Source organism: Holdemanella sp., from assembly GCF_056804935.1.
The window spans coordinates 1-992 of sequence record NZ_DBMEXE010000097.1 but is presented as its reverse complement, the minus strand read 5'-3'; the positions used below and the strand labels follow the sequence as shown (position 1 = coordinate 992).

2 protein-coding genes are annotated in these 992 nt (G+C 30.4%); both read left to right on the top strand.

The genetic code is table 11. The features are described from left to right. Positions 1-104: 104 nt before the first annotated feature. A complete protein-coding gene (locus tag ACZQCL_RS05655) occupies positions 105-548 on the top strand; it encodes an RNA polymerase sigma factor (RefSeq protein ID WP_482482150.1) in 444 nt (147 codons plus the stop codon). Positions 549-637: 89 nt separating this feature from the next. Further along, positions 638-985: a hypothetical protein gene (locus ACZQCL_RS05650; protein WP_482482148.1), complete on the top strand. Its 348-nt coding sequence runs from the start codon at positions 638-640 to the stop codon at positions 983-985. Positions 986-992 lie beyond the last annotated feature (7 nt).

Sequence of the window (992 nt, the reverse complement as noted above, 5' to 3'; positions counted from 1 at the left end):
CCTGTTGCCAACATTGGATCATACAGAGATTACGCATATAAAGAATGCATTTGTGGGGTGATTATAGTTTTGAATATTGGATAGATTATTTTCACAAAAAGTGCATGGAAAGTATTTATGATACGTTAGATCCTGAAAGATTTTCCTTTGATTTTTGTGAAATTAGTGAGGATGTAATAGATTTTGAAGCAAATTTAAAAAATGATAAAACAGATTTTATTTATGATGAAAATGTGAATTATAATGCTCAAATACGTCTTTTAGATGAAAAACTCGATTTATTATCACCAAAACAAAGGTTTGCGTTGATCTTGTTTTATGTTTTTGATACAGATTTATCTGAAATTGCTGATTTATACAATTTGAAAGAATTAAAAGTAAAATCAATTTTGGCAGATTCTCGTAAGAAATTAAATATGCCAATACCATTCTTTCGTTGGGTATTGAGTTATCAATTGAGTTTACAACCGCCTAAAAGATTTGTTGTAGATGATTTAATTTCTAATACATATTACAAAACAGGAGTGGAACAATATAGGCCATACTAATCATTTTCAAAAAAATTTAAATTTAGTATAACCATTTGAAAGATTGTTTCGTCTTATATAGTGAAAAGGTAAATTAGGAGGATATGAGAATGAAAAAATTAGTATTAGGAATGGCTACAGTATTTATGTTGATGTTAGGATCGGTTTCACCTGTGCTTGCATATGAATATGATGGTGTTGACACTTCGGAAATGACACAAGAAGAACTTTGGGCGGCTCAAGAAAAACATCTTCAGGAAAGAATAGAAGCTTCAGAAGACATGCAAAGGACAAAAAAAACGGTTGATACCATGTTTCAAGTTATTCCAGTGCTTATGGTGGTAATGGTTGGAGGAACTGTGATTTGTTCTATCTATAATGCGTTTTCTACAAGTCATATTTCGGATGATATGAGTGAATGGAGTACTAGTTCTTCTAAATATGATTATAACAACTGATGTTAGC

What these genes read in the sequence shown, in the direction of transcription:
- ACZQCL_RS05655 (WP_482482150.1), top strand. Translation starts at nt 105, where the DNA reads ATGGAAAGTATTTATGATACGTTAGATCCTGAAAGATTTTCCTTTGAT.
- ACZQCL_RS05650 (WP_482482148.1), top strand. Translation starts at nt 638, where the DNA reads ATGAAAAAATTAGTATTAGGAATGGCTACAGTATTTATGTTGATGTTA.